At 52.6% G+C, this 16,771-nt stretch carries 16 protein-coding genes; 10 read left to right on the top strand and 6 right to left on the bottom strand.

Annotated features, from left to right (window positions below; translation table 11 throughout):
* Positions 1-138: 138 nt before the first annotated feature.
* From ppsR to E0F26_RS06705, 5 genes are all read left to right on the top strand, one after another.
* Positions 139-1,515 carry a transcriptional regulator PpsR gene (ppsR, locus tag E0F26_RS06725; protein WP_279240897.1) on the top strand — a complete coding sequence of 459 codons (1,377 nt, stop codon included), beginning with the start codon at positions 139-141 and terminating at the stop codon, positions 1,513-1,515.
* A 67-nt stretch (positions 1,516-1,582) separates the two neighbouring features.
* Positions 1,583-2,494 carry a chlorophyll synthase ChlG gene (gene chlG / locus E0F26_RS06720; protein ID WP_279240896.1) on the top strand — a complete coding sequence of 304 codons (912 nt, stop codon included), beginning with the start codon at positions 1,583-1,585 and terminating at the stop codon, positions 2,492-2,494.
* The gene (locus E0F26_RS06715) at positions 2,487-3,854 is read left to right on the top strand and encodes a BCD family MFS transporter (protein WP_279240895.1); all 1,368 of its coding nucleotides are present in this window, start codon (positions 2,487-2,489) and stop codon (positions 3,852-3,854) included. Before chlG ends, E0F26_RS06715 begins: the two co-directional genes overlap by 8 nt.
* Positions 3,851-5,053 (top strand): geranylgeranyl diphosphate reductase, encoded by a 1,203-nt coding sequence (locus tag E0F26_RS06710; protein WP_279240894.1) that lies wholly within the window; start codon positions 3,851-3,853, stop codon positions 5,051-5,053. The genes E0F26_RS06715 and E0F26_RS06710 overlap by 4 nt, the downstream gene beginning before the upstream one ends.
* 3 nt (positions 5,054-5,056) lie before the next feature.
* Positions 5,057-5,326, top strand: a complete 270-nt coding sequence (locus E0F26_RS06705) for a hypothetical protein (RefSeq protein WP_279240893.1) — start codon at positions 5,057-5,059, stop codon at positions 5,324-5,326.
* A 136-nt stretch (positions 5,327-5,462) separates the two neighbouring features.
* Here E0F26_RS06705 and acsF read toward each other — a convergent pair whose 3' ends face one another.
* Positions 5,463-6,527, bottom strand: coding sequence for a magnesium-protoporphyrin IX monomethyl ester (oxidative) cyclase (gene acsF / locus E0F26_RS06700; RefSeq protein ID WP_279240892.1), 1,065 nt, complete (start codon positions 6,525-6,527; stop codon positions 5,463-5,465).
* A 143-nt stretch (positions 6,528-6,670) separates the two neighbouring features.
* Here acsF and E0F26_RS06695 point away from each other — a divergent pair, with 143 nt between their 5' ends.
* From E0F26_RS06695 to E0F26_RS06685, 3 genes are all read left to right on the top strand, one after another.
* On the top strand, positions 6,671-7,111 hold the full coding sequence (locus tag E0F26_RS06695; RefSeq protein ID WP_279240891.1) for a BLUF domain-containing protein: 441 nt from the start codon (positions 6,671-6,673) through the stop codon (positions 7,109-7,111).
* Positions 7,112-7,220: 109 nt separating this feature from the next.
* On the top strand, positions 7,221-8,165 hold the full coding sequence (locus E0F26_RS06690; protein ID WP_279240890.1) for an SPFH domain-containing protein: 945 nt from the start codon (positions 7,221-7,223) through the stop codon (positions 8,163-8,165).
* Between the two features lie 4 nt (positions 8,166-8,169).
* A complete protein-coding gene (locus E0F26_RS06685; RefSeq protein WP_279240889.1) occupies positions 8,170-8,643 on the top strand; it encodes an NfeD family protein in 474 nt (157 codons plus the stop codon).
* A 15-nt stretch (positions 8,644-8,658) separates the two neighbouring features.
* Here E0F26_RS06685 and E0F26_RS06680 read toward each other — a convergent pair whose 3' ends face one another.
* The 4 genes from E0F26_RS06680 to E0F26_RS06665 all read right to left on the bottom strand — a co-directional run bounded on the left by E0F26_RS06680 (position 8,659) and on the right by E0F26_RS06665 (position 13,007).
* Complete coding sequence (locus E0F26_RS06680; RefSeq protein ID WP_279240888.1) at positions 8,659-9,039, bottom strand: PaaI family thioesterase; 381 nt, start codon at positions 9,037-9,039, stop codon at positions 8,659-8,661.
* A 65-nt stretch (positions 9,040-9,104) separates the two neighbouring features.
* A complete protein-coding gene (locus E0F26_RS06675; protein ID WP_279240887.1) occupies positions 9,105-9,683 on the bottom strand; it encodes a carboxymuconolactone decarboxylase family protein in 579 nt (192 codons plus the stop codon).
* A gap of 153 nt (positions 9,684-9,836) precedes the next feature.
* A complete protein-coding gene (locus E0F26_RS06670) occupies positions 9,837-11,786 on the bottom strand; it encodes a S9 family peptidase (RefSeq protein ID WP_279240886.1) in 1,950 nt (649 codons plus the stop codon).
* Positions 11,787-11,981: 195 nt separating this feature from the next.
* Positions 11,982-13,007 carry a S66 peptidase family protein gene (locus E0F26_RS06665; protein WP_279240885.1) on the bottom strand — a complete coding sequence of 342 codons (1,026 nt, stop codon included), beginning with the start codon at positions 13,005-13,007 and terminating at the stop codon, positions 11,982-11,984.
* A 63-nt stretch (positions 13,008-13,070) separates the two neighbouring features.
* On the opposite strand from E0F26_RS06665, the gene E0F26_RS06660 reads away from it, so the two are divergent.
* Entirely contained in the window at positions 13,071-13,754 is a 684-nt protein-coding gene (locus tag E0F26_RS06660; RefSeq protein WP_279240884.1) for a M15 family metallopeptidase, read from the top strand.
* A gap of 86 nt (positions 13,755-13,840) precedes the next feature.
* Entirely contained in the window at positions 13,841-15,556 is a 1,716-nt protein-coding gene (locus E0F26_RS06655; protein ID WP_279240883.1) for an amidohydrolase, read from the top strand.
* Positions 15,557-15,621: 65 nt separating this feature from the next.
* On the opposite strand, the gene E0F26_RS06650 is transcribed toward E0F26_RS06655, so the two are convergent.
* Positions 15,622-16,722 (bottom strand): pyridoxal phosphate-dependent aminotransferase, encoded by a 1,101-nt coding sequence (locus E0F26_RS06650; protein WP_279240882.1) that lies wholly within the window; start codon positions 16,720-16,722, stop codon positions 15,622-15,624.
* Between the last annotated feature and the right edge of the window lie 49 nt (positions 16,723-16,771).

Below are 16,771 nucleotides of genomic sequence, written 5' to 3'. Positions count from 1 at the left end.
AGATTGGACGTATTAAAGATATTGCCATTGAAGTGTAAAGAGACTGATGACGACCCGTCGAACGCTGTGTAACATTTGGATTTACAAGACAATAAAGTCGGCACAGCCGCTTAAAGCAGTCTCGGAGTTACGCACGCAGTGAATACCGTATCAGCGCCCTCTTCTGAACTTTTGCTTCAGCATCTCGCGAGCATTCAATTCACCATCAGTGGTACGGGCTTCATCGTCGATACCGATGTGAACAATCCCTCCAGCACGTTGCAGCCCGACGACCTGGTTGGAAGCTCGATCAACGAGGTAATTGCCGCTGAATCGGCGCCGGCATTGAGCGCCAAACTTACTGAAGCGCGTCGAAACAAGGGCACCGCGGTTCGGTGCGATATCACCCTAACACCCCGTAGCAGCAATTCCGTACCGCTACTTTGCTGGCTGTGCTGCGAGAGTAATAACGACGACGTTCGAGTGGCCGCGCTAGACTTATTGCCCGAGGCGAGCCTTCGCCATCAATTACTCAATGCTCAGCATGCTATGGAACGTGACTATTGGTCGAAGCGCAGACTAGAAGCACGGTACCGCAGACTACTCGATATGGTTTCCGATGGGTTTGTTGTTGTCGATGACAACAGCGGTCGAATTCTTGAAGCCAATCCGGTCGCTGCGATGTTGCTGGCGGCGCCCGGCGCCAACTTAGTCGGAAAAGCATTCCCTGTGGGTCTGGATGATGCCGCTCGCAGTATTGTCGAGCGACTGACCCGCGAAGCGCGAAGTGTCACTACTACCGTAGACGGTATGCTGAGGAATGACGGGGGTCTTGAGCTCAATATAGCGATGACCTACCTCCGACAATCGGGCGAAGGCAGATTACTCGTCAGGCTCAGAGATGACAGTGAGCGAGATGTCGCCGGGGCTGAATTCCAACCCTTCTTCAACGACGCACCGGACGGTATTTTAGAGCTCGACGAGCAGGGAATTGTAACCGCGGCCAATGGCTCGTTCCTCGAAATGGCCGGACTCGCGTCTATTGAGCTCATCGAAGGTAGACGAGCCGACCGATGGATCGGTCGATCCGCAGTTGACCTGAATATTGTGCTCGACCACTCAAAGCAAGAGGGATCGGTTCGGCTTTATTCCACAACCCTGCGAACTGAGACCGAATCATCGGTCGACATAGAGCTCTCGGTTGCGCGTGTCGGTAAAAATGGCTCCACTCGCGTTCTTTTATTTATCCGCGATATCAGTCGAAGAATCACACCAGACCAATCCGTAGACGATCACCTGCCGAGGTCGATTGAACAAATTACGGATCGTGTGGGGCGGGTCCCATTGAAAGAACTTGTGCGCGAATCAACAGATGTTATCGAAGCGCTCTGCATCGAAGCTGCGCTAAAACTTACGAGTGGCAACCGTGCTTCAGCAGCTGAACTTCTGGGCCTAAGCCGTCAGAGTTTGTACACAAAGCTTCGACGTTTTGACTTGGGCGATGCCGAGGTCGACATTGACCGCGAAGCGGTGTAAATAAATAATTACTTATAATTTGTAATGATTTGTTGACTGTTTCTCTCGGCATGTACACCATGCTGAGATGGCAAATTCGACGACGGTTACAGCGGGGGCGACGTCCGGATCATCGATCAGCGACTATATTCAGCTCCTTAAACCCATCACATGGTTTCCTCCCATGTGGGCACTCATGTGCGGCCTTGTCTCTGCCGGTGTCACACCAATCAGTGATCCCTGGTTATTTGCATTCGGAATTATACTTACGGGGCCCTTGGTCTGTGGTGCGAGTCAAATCATTAATGACTGGTGCGACAGGGAAGTCGATGCCATTAATGAACCCGACAGGCCCATCCCCTCTGGGCGAGTCCACGAAAGACGCGCCCTGCAGTTCGCTTTTCTCTGGTCGCTCATCGCTCAAATATGGAGCTTTAGCCTTGGAATCTGGGTGGCTTGCGCTACAGCCGTCGGCCTCATTCTCGCTTGGGCTTACAGCGCACCGCCGCTTCGACTGAAGCAAAACGGATGGTGGGGCAACTTATCCGTGGCGCTAAGCTATGAAGGCCTCGCATGGGTGACAGGCGCGGCCATCGCCATCGGCGGTGACCTCCCTAGCAGCAGTATTTTACTGATTGCCTTTCTTTACAGTTTAGGCGCTCACGGCATCATGACGCTCAACGACTTCAAAGCCATTGAAGGCGACCTTGCCATTGGTATCCGAACGCTGCCCGTCCAACTTGGCCCCGAGCGCGCTGCTCGGCTCGCCTGCGGGGTCATGCTAACGCCTCAACTTGCCGTCTTGGTCCTAATGCAAAACTGGGGGCATACCCTCGCCGCCACCTTGGTTGCCGTATTAGTTGTCGGCCAAGTACTGGCCATGTCACGCTTTCTTCGCGACCCAAAATCACTCGCGCCTTGGTACAACGGTATTGGCGTTACCCAATACGTCGCTGGAATGATGGTTACGGCCAGTGCAATGGGAGGCTACCTTGTCTAACTTTCAGACGCTGTCGTGGTTTGCCATTTTTCGATTGGGCCTGATTCAAACGGCGCTCGGTGCACTCGTCTTTTTGCCGACCAACACCCTGAATCGAATCATGGTCGTCGAGTACGCGCTCGCCGCATCAATTCCAGGATTCTTAATTACGCTGCACCATGTCGTGCAACTCGCGCGTCCATACATAGGTTATGGCAGCGACGGCGGCAGTCGAAGAACCCCTTGGATCGTTGGTGGGATGATCATCCTGGCTGCGGGGAGTTTCACCGCCACGCTGGGCGCAACACTGATTCCCTCTCTCGGCATTGGAGGTCACCTAATTGCCGCACTCGGCTACCTGCTCATCGGTGTGGGATCGGGCGCTGCTGGTACTTCCCTACTCGTACTTCTGTCTAAACAAGTAAGTGATGACCGCAAACCCGCTGCGGCTTCTTTAGTGTGGTTTATGATGATCATGGGCTTTGCTATTACCGGCGGCGTAACGGGGCAATTGCTCGATCCGTTCTCAGAAATGAGGCTGCTGTGGGTCGTTTCAGGCACAGCCGTAATCGCCCTCGTCATGAGCTTTATCGCCGTGATCGGTATTGAGAAAACACAGAACAACTCGCAGCCTGACGCAGCCGGAGCTGTCGAAAAGAAGCCTCCTTTCAGTGTGGCTATTAAAGAGGTGTGGGGCGAGGATCACGCTCGGCGCTTCACCATTTTTGTCTTTGCCTCCATGCTCGCCTACAGCGCACAAGATCTCATTTTGGAGCCCTTCGTAGGCCTCACCTTTGGCTGGACTGTGGGCGAGACGACTGCACTGGCAGGCATGCAACATGCGGGTATGTTGCTGGGCATGTTCGCCATGGCTTTTTCGACCTATGCTTTCAAGTCTAGAACGCGCCACATCCTACATTTATGGATCAGAGGCGGATGCCTGATATCGGCAGCATCTCTGGCCCTATTGGCGCTTGGCGGTCTCATAGGAGGCACCTCTTGGCCCATCAACCTGAATGTATTCATTCTGGGTGTTGCTAACGGAAGCTTTGCCGTTGCGGCCATTGGCGGGATGATGATGCTGGCGAGTCAGGGTCGCTCGCAACGAGATGGGCTAAGAATGGGGCTGTGGGGCGCTGCTCAAGCCATCTCTTTTGCGCTGGGAGGGTTCCTCGGAACTGTCGCTGTTGACGTTGCAAGTCTATGGCTAGACAACCCAGCCGCCTACGGACTGGTGTTTTTTGCTGAAGCAGCCCTGTTCGTCTGGGCCGCCAGCCTTATTTTTGACATTGATCAACAAGTTCAAAATACAGACCGGGAAAACGAAGTAACCACAGAACGGTTTCCACTAGAAAATCCATTAGGGGGTATCAACCCATGACCGACGCAAAGTCCGATTTTGATGTCATTGTCGTAGGTGGAGGGCCATCCGGCGCCACAGCAGCCCACGAGATCGCGCTCGCGGGACATCGCGTTCTTCTTCTTGAACGTGCCTTCCGAATCAAGCCATGCGGAGGTGCCATTCCACCCTGCATACTGGGTGAGTTCGATATCCCGAGGTCTCTGCTAAAAGCTGAAATTCAATCAGCGCGAATGATCTCGCCGAAAGCTCAAAAGGTGGATATGCCGATCGAAGGAACCTTTGTGGGAATGGTCGATCGGGATGAATTCGACCCATGGTTGAGACTTCGCGCCCAACGTGCTGGCGCAGAGCTAGAGCTTGCTGCATTCAAATCACTCAAATACCTCGATGACAACACAATCGAAGTTACCTACGTCTCCAAAGATGAGGAATCGGAAGTGTGCACAGCCACCGCGCGCTGTGTGCTCGGTGCCGACGGTGCTCGCTCCAAAGTCGCCAGACAAGGTGTGCCAAAGTACGCCGATATCCCTTGGGTTTTGGCCTACCACGAGATTGTCGAAGCGCCGAGTACCGCGACACAAGATTACGACCCCGAGCGCTGCGAGGTTTGGTATCAAGGAAAGTTGTCACCGGACTTCTATGCTTGGGTCTTCCCGCACGGGACGTCCGCGAGCATCGGTGTGGGCAGTGCTTTTAAAGACTTCTCTGCCAAAGATTCGGTAGCTGAGCTACGAAGTATCTCAGGGTTAGATAATGCACCGACCATCCGAAAAGAGGGCGCGCCAATCCCTATGAAGCCCATGAAACGCTGGGACGACGGAAAAGGGATCTTAGTTTCAGGAGACGCTGCAGGCGTTGTGGCACCAGCCTCAGGTGAAGGCATCTACTACGCAATGCTCTGTGGGCGACTCAGCGCTGACGCGATAAAAGAATTCCTCGTTACTGGAAAAGCCTCTGCGCTCAAGGCACCACGCAAACGATTCATGAAATTGCATGGACGCACCTTCTGGGCTTTGGGCCTCCTGCAATACTTTTGGTACCACAGCGACAAGCGCCGAGAACAATTTGTAGAGATGTGTAAAGACGAAGATGTGCAAACGCTCACTTGGCAGTCGTACACGCAGAAAAAACTGGTGAAAAAGAAGCGCAAAGAGCACATCCGGGTTTTTCTGAAAGATGTGGCGCAGTTACTCGGCCTATCCAAAACGGCTGCCTAGTTTGTGGAATCACTCCTCGAATCGGGGCTATTAATCGCCTTCATCGGTGTATTAATGATAAGCGAGGCGGTTATTCTCTCGCGCCGATACCGCACAACGGGACGGGGAAAAATACCGCGTCGCTTTGTTTTAAATCTTGCTGCAGGGGCTACGTTGATGCTGGCGGTTCAATCAGCCGTGTGGGACGCCTCGACCGCCCTATTACTCATACTCCTTGGGCTCGCCGGCATTTTTCATCTGAGGGAATTTACCGAATACTGGCGCGGGGATTAAACGACTCTTGAAGCCTTACCGACTCAGAGAGGCACCCCAAACACGACCTTAGCGCCAGGTTCGCGAGCAAATTCGCCTCCCCAAAAAGGGAGGCAAGGCGCCCAGCTGTCATGCCCCAGTTACGAACATCCGCCCATTACCAGGCCGGCTGCATAGCCACTTGCTTTGGCATCTCATTGCAGGACGCAGGCAGCAAGAACAGCCGCAATATTGTCGTTGCGATACCGGCTTGAAGAGCGAGCCGACGTAAACCTGTGAACAGTCCTGTTTGCCCCTCTAACGCATCCACTCGAATATTCAGATCGAGCAGCCGCTCGAGACCCCGTTGGAATTTTGGCGATCGGGTATTCAGTGTGAGCGGGAACACCTGCTTTGAAATCTCAGTCGTGATGTCGAAAACAGTGTGATCAAACTCCGTGACATCCATGCCAAACGCCTCATAAAGCTTTGGCCGAGAGTGGTCTCGCACGTACATTGTGGTGTACACCAGCACCAGGAACATTTTGATGTAGAGCTTATTGACTCCCGTGAGCAACTTAGGGTTTGCCCGCATCAGCAAGGCAAACGCCTCTCCGTGAGCAAATTCATCATTACACCACTCTAAAAACCACTTAAATATGGGATGGAATCGACGCTCAGGATTACGCTCTAAGTGACGGTATATCGTTATATAGCGAGCGTAGCCGATCTTCTCGGAGAGATAGGTGGCGTAAAAGATAAACTTAGGGCGGAAATAGGTGTACTCCTTATCGCGCTTCAGAACACTTAAATCGACCGCGACACCTAACTTGTTGAGCGCTCGATTAATGAAGCCCGCGTGACGAGACTCATCTCGCGCCATGTACCGAAAAAGTTTGGCGATCTCAGGATTCCCCACCTTACTTTCAATTTCCTGATACAAAACACACCCCGAGTACTCCGCAGTAATTGAACTGACTAGTAAATCGAGAAACTCCGCTTTTAGCTCAGGATCCGCATCGAGTTCCGCAGGATCGAAATCGTAATTTTGCTTAAAATGCTCTCGGTTCGTATCAAGGTCAAAAGCGGCCATCATTGCATCCCACTCGCTACGAACGGGCTCGATGTCGTATTCACCAATCTCTTTGCAGTTAGTCGTATAGAATCGGGGAGCAAGCGCTCGACTTTCCAGGGCTTGTGCCGTACTGGTATTCAGTGCCTCAGCTTTTGAATCTTGTGTCATGTTTCCCCCGTATATGCACTAAGGTGGAGTGTTTCGAATAGCTCTTAGTACAAATTTTTAGATTAATTTGCTGTCAACTTTATTTTACCTTGGCAGTTCAATCAAGTTAGGGGACCCTATGCTTAAACCAAAAGGTTATTTTCATGTCTAGCGCACCTGCTGAGCCCCTCTTTCATCTTGGATACGTGAGCACCGAAACAGGCCACCTTGGCACCCAAGGTATGGTCGAGCTGCTAATAGAGGCGCGTCGTGTTAACACTGAGCGCAATCTCACCGGCCTTTTGTTACATCGAGAGAAGTCTTTTTATCAAGTTCTCGAGGGCCCTGAAGAAGAAGTAAAACGCACTTTCGAGGGGATAGAACGCGACGATCGACACACCGCGGTAGACGTCCTCTTCGAGGGGACGGTTGAACAACGCGAGTTCGCCGACTGGCAAATGGGCTTTATCAATCTAGACGGTGTCGAGCTCAGCGCATTAACAGGCTATTCAGACTTTTTGAGTCGCGAAGATAACGCCAAAGATTTCCTCGAGAATCTCAGTCGCGGTAAGCGTTTAGCCCTCATGTTTCGCTCAATGGAATAACCCGTCAGTATCGTCACTAAGGCAAACCTTATTGGCTCTCAGCCTTGAAATACATACCGCACGCCCCTATAACTTGAGTAATCATTAAATAAGTTGGGGGTAAATCAAGATGGAAATCATTTCATTCGGCCTCGTCAGCTCCTTGGCGGTTGCCATAATATTGGTCGTCATTCTGGCCAAAGCCGTAAAATTCGTCCCACAAAATAGAGCGTTTGTCGTTGAGCGCTTCGGCAAATACACGCGGACGCTGGAGGCGGGGCTCAACTTTCTCAATCCCTTTTTCGATCGGGTTGCCTACAACCGAACACTCAAGGAACAAGCTGTCGATGTACCCTCCCAAGGGGCCATTACACGCGACAATATTTCACTGATAGTTGATGGCGTGCTGTACCTGAAAGTGTTGGACCCCTACAAAGCCTCCTATGGCGTTGATGACTACGTCTATGCGGTGACGCAGCTCGCTCAAACCACCATGCGAAGCGAGATCGGTAAGATCGAACTCGATAAGACCTTCGAAGAGCGAGAAGCACTCAACAACAATATTGTGTCGCAAATTAATGAAGCTGCGGGCCCTTGGGGTGTGATGGTGCTGCGTTATGAAATAAAGGACATCGAGCCTCCGCGAACCGTCCTCGACGCGATGGAGCGCCAGATGAAGGCAGAGCGAGAGAAGCGTGCCGCTATTTTAGAATCCGAGGGCGATCGTCAATCGTCTATCAACGTCGCTGAGGGTGAGAAGCAAGCCCGCGTCCTTAAAGCTGAAGCCGAAAAAGCTGAGCAGATATTAAAGGCAGAGGGAGAGGCAAACGCGATTATTGCCGTCGCTGAGGCGAAAGCTGAAGCGCTCAATAAGGTGGGGGCCGCGGCTAACACTGAAGACGGGCAAAAAGCGGTTCAGCTTGACCTCGCAGAGCAAGCGATATCAGCCAAGCAAGCCATTGCCAGAGACTCCTCAGTGGTACTCCTGAGCGACAGTCAGACTAATGCGTCAAATGTGGTTGCCGAGGCAATGACCATCGTCAATCGTCTTAATGACGTGAATCAAAAGGGCTGAGCCAATGCTTGAGTATTTTAATGAAAATCAAGCGAGTTTTTGGTTTGCATTAGGTGCGCTCGCTCTCATCGTTGAGTTATTGGTGCTCGGTATGAGCACCATTATTTTATTTATGCTGGGTATTGGCGCTCTTGCGACCGGCACGCTCATGTACATGGGCATATTAGGAGAGGGCTGGTTATTGGGAACGGCTGTAACCGGCATCATTGCATTTGCAGCAGGCGTCTTATTGTGGAAACCCCTTAAGCGGTATCAAGAGGCGGAAGTCCCCCGATCTGGGGAGAGCTCTGACTTCCTGGGCATGGAGTTCACGCTCTCGAGCCTGCTCGATGTTGAAAACACCTCGACTCATCAATTCTCGGGTGTCTCATGGCGCGTGGAGCTCGCTCGCGAAGATCAAGACAAATCACTTGCCGCGGGCGACAGGGTACGTGTCGTTGCATTGCACCCCGGAATCCTGGTGGTTGCCGCAATCTAGGGCTTGAGTGCAGCCCTATGCCTTGGGCGGCTGCATAATGGCAAAGTTACCATCGGCCGTGCAGACGAGCTTTTCTTTGACGTAAAGCTCGCCGCGCACGTTCGCAACGCGCTTCCCTTTACTGACAACGTAAGCCTTACAACTCACCTCTCCCGCGAGAACAGGCTTCAGGAAGTTCATCGAAATCTGAAGCGTCGCGCATATCTCCCCCGCATCCAGGCGCTGCATTAATGCCGCTCCTAAGCATGTATCAACCAAAGTAAACAGGGCGCCACCATGAGCAACGCCGTTAGGGTTTAAGTGCGCTTTTTGGATAAGGAGTGACCCAACACTTGTGCCATTTGACTCGGGAAAGATCTCAAGACCAACTAACTCGGCAAAACCCTCATGTTGCATAAAACGCTCTCACTACTGACTCGGACGCGCGCGAGTATATCGTCAACAAGCCACCTTCGCTGTAGTCAATCCGAGAGTTGTTTATCTGCCAACTCGATGGCCTGCGCGAACTCGAGGGGCTTGGATTCAAGGTCTGACTTCATTGTGTCACTCCAGCGATTAAGAAATCCAAATAAGCTGATTACAGCCACGATCTCAACGATCTCTCGCTCACTAAAATGGACCGACAGCGCTTCGAAGTCCGCATCGGTTGACGCGTTAGGCTGTAATGCACCGTGCCAGGCAAGCCGTAATGCGGCTCGCTCCGCATCCGAGAAAAGAGGCGAGTGCTCAAATTCAAATGCAGCAGCGATCTTTTCTGACGATACACCGAGGTTATTTGCCGAGTGCGAGGTGTGGGCCTGGCAGTAATGGCAACCGTTCGCTGCGCTGGCGACCATCGCCACAAGTTGCTTGAGACCCGAATCAACCTCACCAGTCTGGAGAATAGTCGCACCAAGTCCACTAAAAGCCCCCAACAGTTCTGGCCAGTGCGCCATCGATAAAAAGTTATTGGGGATGTAACCCATTGTGTTGTCCAAGATCTGGAACATGGGTTCAAAGTCGGGTAACTGCTCCCTCGATAAGGTTGAAATTCGTGCCATGTTGACCTCCTATTTTTAAGTCACGGCACTCGTCGCTTCCTGTGCCCCGGCAGTGCGATGAGTACACTTGCCCCCTATTTTTCAAAACGCCTTATGAGACGCCTTATGAAACGCCTTATAAAGGGGCGTTTAACACCTCAGACCTCCCACCTTTCAATCTCTAATACCAAGATGTGCTTCGAGGAACTCAGCTTGTCGGCGGTAATAAAAAAGACGATTCCCGAGCTTTCGCCAACCGTGCCCCTCATCTGGCACTTTTATATAAGGTGCCTCGATACCATTTGCTCGCAGGGTACGAACCATCACTTCGGTTTCGTAAATATCAATCCTTGGATCCATCACACCATGAGAGTAGAGCACTGGAACCCGAATCTTATCCGCCTGACGGATCGGCGAATTAACCGTGTAAAACGCTCGCCACTTCGGATCACGGATATCGCCGTATTCAATGCGATCGGACGCCTTGAGTGCGGGCGATGCAACCTGCAAGGCCGTCACCCAATCTGCTACGCCATAACGAGACACGCCCGCGGCAAATGCACTGGGGTAGTTAGCCAGCACAGCATTGACCATGTAGCCGCCGTAAGAGCCTCCTGATACCGCCGCTCGAAAAGCGTCAACGCGTCCATCTGTCTTAAAGAAGTCCAGCATATCGACTAAGTCTCTAACACTGTCCAGTCGTTGCTTTTGGTCATCCAGTTTTACGTAAGTGCGCCCAAAACCTGTGGAGCCGCGAACATTGGGCTTAAACACAGCAATGCCGCGCGCGACGTGATATTGGGAGACAGGGTCGAAGCTGGCGCGTGATTGCGCTGTTGGTCCACCGTGAACTTCAAAAATAACGGGTGGTGGCGATGCCTGATCACCGCCGAGCGGAAGGTAGAGCAAGCCCTGCAGTTCTACCCCATCTCTCGCCACCATGGTGATGCTTTCTGGTCGCACGAGTGACTCGACTTGGATCCCGGCTAGATTAGAATCGACCAACGGCTTTCCTACTCCCCCCAACAAATCAATCGCGTGAATATCCCCAGGGGTCTGCCAGCCGTTCACACCGACGATTAGGGTGCTGCTCTGTTGGGAGCAGCTAAGTGAGTAGACACCCTCAGGTATGGCGGGGAACGCGATGGACGAACCCGACGCAAGGTGACGGCCACCAAGCACATCAAAGCCATTCCGGTTTTCAGTCCATACAAGGAAGGCTCCATTTTCGCCACACAATTGCACATCTGCTAAGTCAAACTCAGACTCGACTAGGGACTCAAAACGCCCATCGATGACATCGTAAGCAACGACGGCAGCAAATTCGCGATCAGTGTTACTACTCATATAAAGCGTCTGGCTATCTGGCGACCAGGCAAACCCGCCATCACCGTGATTTGCTCGCGATTCTGGCTGGGAAACTACACGCAGCTCACGGGTAGTTGTGTCCAGCAAGTAGAGGTAGTCAGAGTCCTCCCCAACTGTTTCCGTAACGACCAGATAACGACCGTCAGGCGAGAGCGCACGGGCGAAATTTCCGTAGTTACCCTCAAAAATGAGTTGTAAATCGCCCGAGCTGATGGATCCCTGATAAATATCGTAGTGCAGTCCTGTGCGCTCGGTTGAAGCCAGAAATAGGCTATCGTTGTCTGAACCAATATCCCCTAGGGATCGAAAACCGCCTTGCGTTGCAGAGAAGATCTCGCGCTCGGACGAACCATCACGACTGATGAATAGATACGACTCCTGCTCATCGCCGTTGTTGTCCGCCCCATAGAGAATCCCTGAACTATCGGGCATCCATCTCGCGAACGTGACACCGTTGCCAAAAGTTAACTGGCGAGGTGCGCCACCCGCGACGGGCAGCGTCCACAACTGCGGCGTGCCTGTTATAGACGACCGAAAAACGACATCTTGACCGTCGGGCGATAGCTGAGGTGCCGAAGCACCACTCGCTAATAGGTAACGACTGATATCTGCAGGCGTATCGCCAGCCATTCCCACAGATAACGCTTCCTTCTGCGGCAAAATGGCCTCAAGCGTGTCGGCGTCCTCCCCTCCAGAGCACCCGACCAAACTCACGGCGAACAAGAGCAAACTCAGACTGACACTTCTTCTCAACACCACCCTATTCCTCCCTTAAAACAATTATTCCAATGAAGCCGCACTTAACTATCGAAGCGGATCCTCAATGGCCCTCACATCCAACTGCAGTCACCACCCACCTGTCGTGCGTTGAGTGATCAACGCTTTCGCACCTGTACACGCTGTGTCACGCTTCAACTATCGGTGTCTCACCGCCCTATTTAGCTCGACTATTTACCTCACCGCCGGCTCAGTTAATTCAATTACGCCTCGCGACGCATCCATGCGCGCCAGTCCACCAACCGGTACCGTGCTCTGTTGCTCGAGATGACCAATCATGGCACCAAAATAGCAAGGCACACCCAAAGGCAGGCAGTGTTGCTTTAAAACATCCATTAATGCGAAGTTACCCAGCCCGGGGTTGGGCTTCACACCGGTAAAGTGCCCGAAAACAATGCCGGCTACTCGTTGCAAGTGCCCACTTAATTTAAGTTGTGTGAGCATCCGGTCGACACGATAAATAGCCTCACCGACATCCTCGAGAAAGAGAATTGCGTTATCAAATTTAGGGAGATAAGGCGTGCCCACCAGCGCGCTCATGAGCGTGAGGTTCCCGCCGATAAGATGCCCCTCTGCGCGCCCCGGCACAATGGTTTGGATTCTGTGCTTGCGTGCAACAAGGTCATCATCTGGCTCTGTAGGGTTCATGTATCGGGCGGGCTTCGCATCGAATAGGACCTCACGCATGGAGTCATATGTGAACTGATTCCAGCGTGACATCAAGTTGGGGCCATGAAATGCAACGACCCCTGCTCTTGCGTAAATCGCATTTAACAGACTCGTGATATCGCTGTAGCCCAGTAAAATTTTAGGGTTTTCCCGTATGCCGTCGAAATCGATAAAAGGTAATAATCGACTGGCGCCCCAGCCGCCTCGAAGCGCGAAGATCGCGTCCACGTCAGGGTCCAAAAAAGCCTCGTTGATGTCTGCCGCTCGATCACTGTCTTGACCCGCAAGATAGCCAAAACGGTCCATCACGTGATCACCGACTTTTGCGTTCAGACCCATGGCCTCCAAGGCCTCAAGTGCGAGCTGTAACTGCAGCGACTCATAGGTCACCGAAGCAGGCGCCACAATAGCAACAGTTTGACCCTTGCGAAGCCGTCTCGGCCGCGTCACCACATCGGATTTAGCATAAGCCGGCACAGTGCCAAGAAGCGCCGCTGCTGAGCTGAGCTGAAGCAATGATCGTCGTTTCATAATTCCCCCTCAATTCATCGATCCGAGCTTGGCAGAGCAGGCTGCGCACGGCAAGCTAGCCACATGATTGAGCCACGCTATGTAAGCGCCAAATTAATCGCAGGCTTCATTGTATTGACGATAACGTCGGCGCTCGCAGAGCCCCGTGTGTTGATCAACGCTGGAGGCGCGATTGAAGGCGTCATGACAGACATTCGCTACGCCGGTACTGCTAACTTTTTGGGACGCTCCGCAAAGGGCTATGGAAAAGCCCACTGCCTGCTCACTCCAGAGGCCACAGAAGCTTTATTTCGCGCCCAAGACTTCGCTAAAAAGGAAGGTATGGCGCTCTTGATTTATGACTGTTATCGCCCACAGCGTGCCGTTGATGACTTCGTTAACTGGGTCAACAGCCATGAAGAAGAGCCCACAAAAGCAATCTATTATCCTCACATACCGCGAGCAGAGCTGATCCAACAAGGGTACATAGCAGAACGCTCGGGACACTCGAGGGGGAGCACGGTTGACCTCACGCTTGTCTCGACTGAGACAGGCGAGACGCTCAACATGGGAACGCCCTGGGATTTCTTTGACGAGCGCTCCCACACACAAAGTAATCTGGTGAGTGCCGACGCCCGGGCAAACCGGCACACGCTTAAGCGAATCATGGAAGGTGCGGGCTTCAGAGGCTACTTCGCGGAATGGTGGCACTTTAGCCTTGTAAACGAACCGTTTCCCAACACGTACTTCGATATACCCATCGAGTGAACCCCTACTTAATCAGACCTCCCTCGAGTCTCAAGAATCCGATACTATCGACTACGCCCAAGAATAACGGACTGAGGAAACCCTGTATGCGCCTCGTACACCTTGCTCTAAGCTTAGTCAGCTTGACCCTTCTCAGTGCCTGTTCAAATTCGGATAAGGTCGAACCAGCCGACCTTGTCTTCTCTGGTGGCCATATTTTCACAGCAGACCCTCTAAGGCCCCAAGCCTCGGCAGTCGCCGTCAGAGATGACCGAATCGTATATGTAGGCAGCTCAGAGGGTGTTGAGGTTTTTGTGGATGAGCGTACGCGCCAGATACCCATCGGCGACGGATTATTAATCCCCGGCCTCATGGACTCGCATACGCACATCTTCATGGGTTCATTTACCGATGTAGGAGTTAACCTTAGTCACGCCGATACACCCGAAAAATTACAAGTGGCATTGGAACAAATTAGAGACGATCAGCCGGGCGAGGAACCCATTTATGCACGCGGCTGGCAAAATCATCTATTTCCCAAATCAGGCCCTGAGGCAGAGATCCTCGATACCATTTTTGGGGATCGGGTCGTCATTCTCCAATCTGTTGACGGACATTCCACCTGGTTCTCCTCTCGCGCGCTCTTAGAAGGTGGCGTGGACGAGTCCTTCCCTGATCCTGAACCCGGCGTCAGCTTTTTTGAGCGAGATCCACTGACGAATCGACCCTTGGGGACAGCAAGAGAAAAAGCCGGCAATCATATTAAGGAGGCCTTTATTCCCGGTGATAAAGCCGCCTACAAGGAACGATTGATAAGCTGGCTGCCCAGAGCTTCAGCTGCGGGACTCACCAGTGTCTTTGATGCCTGGGCCGGTGCGCCCACGGAGGAAGAGGCGTATCAGATCTGGCAGGAATTAAATGCGCGTGGAGCACTCTCGCTTAGGGTATTCGGGGCGGTTCGTGAGCTCGATGATGCGGATATCATTGCAGAGCGATTCGCTGATTACACTGCCCAATACAGCAATTCCATGGTTCGCCCGGAAGCGGTGAAAATGGCCGCTGACGGCGTACCAGAGGGGCACACCGCCTATTTACTCACCCCCTATGTCGACTCTTCTAATGAAGACTTTGGCAAGCCCATGATGTCAAAAGCCGAAATGAAGGCGAATATTGAGACGTACTTTGCCCAAAATATACCGATTCATATTCACGCCATAGGCGGCGCTGCTGTGCGTCAATCACTCGATGCGATAGAAGCGGCTCGGGCAGCCACCCAGAACCAAACCGTTAGGGCCACCATCGCGCATATGGACTTCGTACATCCCGATGACATAGAACGCTTCGCGGCGCTCAACGTAACCGCGCAAACGTCAATTCAGTGGGCGGCGCGAGACCCCTCTTATTTTAATATCGGCTCGTTCGTCGGCATGGAGAAGGTTGAAAATGCTTACCCCGTCCGATCCATTATGGATGCAGGCGTCAATCAAAGTTTTGGCGCGGATTGGCCTGCCTCAGCCTATCTCTCAACCTATAAACCACTTGAGCTGATCGAATCTGCTATCACGCGTCGTCTGCCTGGCCAGCCAGAAATGCCTCCTCGCAATCCAGCTCAATCTGTTTCTTTGGCTGAAGCTATTATTGCGATGACACGAAATACTGCGATTCAGGTGGGTGAACTCGACTCCCTAGGCTCAATTACCGAGGGCAAGTTGGCTGATTTGGTTCTCTTGCAAAAGGACTTGTTTGACATCCCAGCTGAGACAATCAGCGCAACGAATGTGGCTATGACGGTGGTGAACGGAGAAATCGTTCACGAAAAATAGGCGCCTCACCCTCACTGCAATGATCGTATGTCGCGCATGTGCTGCCTGAGTCTGTCAAAGCGCTCTTATGCGCCTGACATGACCCGCTTGAACACGCGATCGAAGGTCTTCAAATCTTCAAGCCTACCCATACTGACTCTCAAGTGTTGCGGGTAGCCGTCGTATCCTGCGTTAATCAGCACGCCCTCTTTCGCCATGGCACGCCTTACGGTCATCGCGTCCCGGCCCACATCCACAAAGACGAAATTGGTCTGTGATGGCACGGGCGTCAGACCCATCTGCGCACATGTTTTTTCAACCATGGCTCGGCCTTGGAGAACTTTCTCCCGCGAAAATCGAATGAAATCTGAGTCAATGTAACTGTGGTAAGCGGCGGTCAGGCCCACACCATTTGGCCAGGCCATGATGTGCTTGGATGTTTTCTTAATGATGTCTGGGCGCGCAATCCCGTAGCCCACCCGTAACCCTGCCATTCCGAATATTTTCGAAAACGTGCGCGTAACGAGAACGTTGTGTCCCTCTCGAACCAGATCGACCATCGTATCTTTCTCAGGCTCGTCGGTAAGCTCATTGTAGGCCTCGTCGATGATTACCAGCGCCTTGGGACCTACCGAGCGGCAGAATGCGCGCAACCGCTCCGCATCGATTGGCAAGCCCGTTGGATTATTTGGATTAGCGAGGTAAACCACGGCTACTGAATCATCAAGCTGGGCTTCCATGGCGTCCAAATCGACTTGTAGATCACTGCGTAATGGCACCCGCGTAACCGATACACCCAGGGCCTCAGCATAGCCAAGGTGCGCATCGTAGGTCAGACTTGGCGTCATGACTTTACCGCGTTGCCCATAAGCCATAAGAGCCGCTTGAAGTCCCTCGTTGGATCCCGATGAGACAAACACGTTTTCGTGGTCAAGCCCATGGTTACCGGCGATGACGTCAAATAAATCATCGCGAATCGGATAATCGTAGGGGGAATCCGGATAGTAGGCGCTCAATGGCAGAATTTTTCGCACCTCAGCCAACGCCCGAGGACTGGGCCCATAAGGGTTTTCATTAAACACCAGCCGCACCTGCCCCTCGGGAACAAGGTATTGAGCAAGGGCGGGCATGGCAGAGCCTGCCAGTGTCGCGGTCCCCAATGCAGATAAAAAATGTCGTCGTTTCATTGTTGATACCCTGCGGTTTACTTCACTAAACGCCCAGCACCACTATAAG

This window comes from Candidatus Paraluminiphilus aquimaris, from assembly GCF_026230195.1.
Classification (GTDB): Bacteria; Pseudomonadota; Gammaproteobacteria; order Pseudomonadales; family Halieaceae; genus Luminiphilus; species Luminiphilus aquimaris.
The sequence above is the reverse complement of the archived record's forward strand: the minus strand, read 5'-3'. Positions and strand labels throughout refer to the sequence as shown.

Excerpts from the sequence above, each read along its gene's own strand:
- chlG (WP_279240896.1), top strand. The coding sequence starts at position 1,583 with ATGGCAAATTCGACGACGGTTACAGCGGGGGCGACGTCCGGATCATCG.
- E0F26_RS06710 (WP_279240894.1), top strand. The coding sequence starts at position 3,851 with ATGACCGACGCAAAGTCCGATTTTGATGTCATTGTCGTAGGTGGAGGG.
- acsF (WP_279240892.1), bottom strand. The coding sequence starts at position 6,527 with ATGACACAAGATTCAAAAGCTGAGGCACTGAATACCAGTACGGCACAA.
- E0F26_RS06695 (WP_279240891.1), top strand. The coding sequence starts at position 6,671 with ATGTCTAGCGCACCTGCTGAGCCCCTCTTTCATCTTGGATACGTGAGC.
- E0F26_RS06690 (WP_279240890.1), top strand. The coding sequence starts at position 7,221 with ATGGAAATCATTTCATTCGGCCTCGTCAGCTCCTTGGCGGTTGCCATA.
- E0F26_RS06685 (WP_279240889.1), top strand. The coding sequence starts at position 8,170 with ATGCTTGAGTATTTTAATGAAAATCAAGCGAGTTTTTGGTTTGCATTA.
- E0F26_RS06680 (WP_279240888.1), bottom strand. The coding sequence starts at position 9,039 with ATGCAACATGAGGGTTTTGCCGAGTTAGTTGGTCTTGAGATCTTTCCC.
- E0F26_RS06675 (WP_279240887.1), bottom strand. The coding sequence starts at position 9,683 with ATGGCACGAATTTCAACCTTATCGAGGGAGCAGTTACCCGACTTTGAA.
- E0F26_RS06665 (WP_279240885.1), bottom strand. The coding sequence starts at position 13,007 with ATGAAACGACGATCATTGCTTCAGCTCAGCTCAGCAGCGGCGCTTCTT.
- E0F26_RS06660 (WP_279240884.1), top strand. The coding sequence starts at position 13,071 with ATGATTGAGCCACGCTATGTAAGCGCCAAATTAATCGCAGGCTTCATT.
- E0F26_RS06655 (WP_279240883.1), top strand. The coding sequence starts at position 13,841 with ATGCGCCTCGTACACCTTGCTCTAAGCTTAGTCAGCTTGACCCTTCTC.
- E0F26_RS06650 (WP_279240882.1), bottom strand. The coding sequence starts at position 16,722 with ATGAAACGACGACATTTTTTATCTGCATTGGGGACCGCGACACTGGCA.